The following is a 2814-nucleotide window of genomic DNA, read 5'->3' on the forward strand; positions in this document are numbered from 1 at the left end:
CACTTGGTTTGGTCTGAATCATGGACGATCCCTTTGGAGGTTAATGCTGCTTTTGCAGCGGGGGCTTGCGGCCAGATTGCACAACATTTGTGACGTTGTGCGCCCTGGTCATTGAAAAACGTGGCCTGAAACCGGTGCAGGAGTGCATGGTTTCAGGTCACGCAGTGAGAAAGTTTTCAGCATAGTGGCACGCCACCTGCCTGTCTGCRACTTCGCGTAACGGCGGCCTTTCAGCGCGGCAGCGGTCCGTGACGTGCGGGCAGCGAGTGGAAAACACGCAGCCTGTGGGGGGATTCAGCGGCGAAGGCAACTCGCCCTTGAGCACGATGCGCTGTTTGACGCCGGTACCGGCGAGGCCGGGTGTAGAGGCCAGCAGGGCCTGGGTGTAGGGGTGCAGCGGTCGGTTGAACAGGGCATTTTTTTCGCCTTGTTCAACGGCGTGGCCCAGGTACATCACCAGCACGTCGTGGGCGATGTGGCRCACCACGCCCAGGTCGTGCGAGATGAACAGGTAGGCCAGGCCCATGGACTGCTGCAGGTCGGCCAGCAGGTTGAGCACCTGGGCCTGGATTGAGACATCCAGCGCCGATACCGGCTCATCAGCCACCACCACGGTGGGGTTGAGCATCAGCGCGCGCGCGATCGCAATGCGCTGGCGCTGCCCGCCCGAAAACATGTGCGGGTAGCGGTCGTAGTGCTCGGGGCGCAGGCCCACCATGGCCAGCATGGCACGGGCCTTGGCTGCGCGTTCTTCGGCGTTCAGGCTGGTGTTGATCTCGAGCGGGGCTTCGAGGATGGCGCCGATTTTTTTGCGTGGGTTGAGCGAGCCGTAGGGATTCTGGAACACCAGCTGTACGGCCTTGCGAAGACCCTGGCGCTCTTCCTGCCCACCGTTCACCGCGTCGATGCCTGTGATGCGCAATTCGCCACCGGTAGGGGTTTCGATCAGCGAGACCATACGGGCCAGCGTGGATTTGCCGCAGCCGGATTCGCCGACGACGGCCAGCGTCTTGCCGGCGTGGACCGAGAAGGAAACGCCGCCGACCGCCTGCAGGTGGTCGGACTTGCGCATGAAACCGCGGCGGATTTCATAGACCTGCTTGAGGTTTTTGGCCTCGACGACGGGGCCCGACGGCACGGTGTTGGGGGTGATGGCAGCGGTGCTCATTGCGCGGCCTCCACCAGCGGGGTGTCGCGCTCGATGTTGGCCTCGCGGCTGGGGTCGCCCAGCGGGTAGTGGCAGCGAACCATGCCGTCCTTCCAGGCGCGCAGCAGGGGCCGCTCGTTGCGGGAATGTTCAGTGGCATAGGCGCAGCGCGGGGCAAACAGGCAGCCGGCGGGCCGGTCGTAGAGGCCGGGCACCATGCCGGGGATGGTCGCCAGGCGTGCGCTGCCGTCGCTGCGCTCGGGCAGGGCCGACAGCAGGGCTTCGGTGTAGGGGTGCTGGGGCGTGTTGAAGAGGGCGTGCGCGCTTTGCTCTTCCATGATCTGGCCGGCGTACATGACCGCGATGCGCTGCGCCATTTCAGACACGACGCCCATGTTGTGGGTGATCAGCACCAGCGCCATGCCACGCTCTTTTTGCAGGCTGCGCAGCAAATCGAGGATCTGCGCCTGGATGGTCACGTCGAGCGCCGTGGTCGGCTCGTCGGCGATCAGCAGGCGCGGGTTGCAGGCGATTGCCATGGCGATCATCACGCGCTGGTTCATGCCGCCCGAGAGCTGGTGGGGATAGGCCTTGAGGCGGCTCTCTGGCGAATTGATGCCGACCTGCTCAAGCAGTTCGATGGCCTTGCGTGTAGCGGCCTTTTTATCCATGCCCAGGTGCAGACGCAGGGTTTCGGTGATCTGGAAGCCGACGGTGAAGCAGGGGTTCAGGCTGGTCGTGGGTTCCTGGAAGATCATCGCCACGTCTTTGCCGATGAGCTTGTTGCGCTCGCCTTGCGACAGCTTGAGGAGGTCATGGCCGGCAAACCGCAGTTTGTCGGCTTTGACGCGGCCGGGGTAGGCCACCAGGCCCATCAGGGCCATCATGGTGACGCTTTTGCCGGATCCGGACTCGCCGACGATGCCGAGGACTTCGCCTTCTTCAAGCGACAGGCTGATGCCGTCGACGGCGTGCATCACGCCGTTTTGCGAGGGAAATTCAACAGAAAGATTTTCGATTTCAAGAAGGGCCATATTAGTAACTCCCCCTTCTCGGCTCACTTCGTGTAGCCGGATCCCCCCGCAGGGGGCAACAGCTGCGGCCCGGCAAAGCCGGTTCCGCGCTGTTACTTGCGAAGAGGTTCATGAGGGGTGGGTGAATCTTGGTCATCGTTTTAACTTCGGGTCGAACGCGTCGCGCAGTCCGTCGCCCAGCAAATTGAAGGCCAGCACAGTGATCAGGATTGCGAGGCCGGGGAAAGTCACCACCCACCAGGCGCGCAGGACAAATTCGCGGGCGTCAGCCAGCATGGTGCCCCATTCGGGGGAGGGCGGCTGGGCGCCCAGGCCCAGGAAGCCCAGGGCTGCGGCATCAAGAATGGCAGTCGACACACCCAGCGAGGCCTGGACGATCAGCGGCGCCGTGCAGTTGGGCAGGATTTCACTGAACATCAGGCGGATGCGGCTGGCGCCGCTCATGCGCGCGGCGGTGACGTAGTCGCGCGAAGTCTCGGCGATGACGGCGGCGCGCGTGATGCGCACGTAGTGGGGCAGCACGACGATGGCCACGGCCAGCATGGCGTTCATCAACCCGGGGCCGAGGATGGCCACGATCACGATGGCCAGCAGCAGGCTGGGCAGGGTCAAGATGATGTCCATGAGGCGCAT

Annotated in this window: 3 protein-coding genes; all 3 read right to left on the reverse strand. The window is 63.8% G+C overall.

All coding sequences use genetic code 11. The features are described from left to right. Nucleotides 1-157 precede the first annotated feature (157 nt). Nucleotides 158-1168, reverse strand: a complete 1011-nt coding sequence (locus AC1D0Z_RS18950; protein WP_477659737.1) for a peptide ABC transporter ATP-binding protein — start codon at nt 1166-1168, stop codon at nt 158-160. Further along, a complete protein-coding gene (locus AC1D0Z_RS18955) occupies nt 1165-2181 on the reverse strand; it encodes an ABC transporter ATP-binding protein (protein ID WP_477659738.1) in 1017 nt (338 codons plus the stop codon). Before AC1D0Z_RS18955 ends, AC1D0Z_RS18950 begins: the two co-directional genes overlap by 4 nt. A 132-nt stretch (nt 2182-2313) precedes the next feature. After that, nucleotides 2314-2814: ABC transporter permease subunit (locus AC1D0Z_RS18960; RefSeq protein ID WP_477659739.1), on the reverse strand; the 501-nt coding region annotated here is incomplete at its 5' end.

It is taken from the genome of Polaromonas sp. P1_E3 (assembly GCF_056405935.1).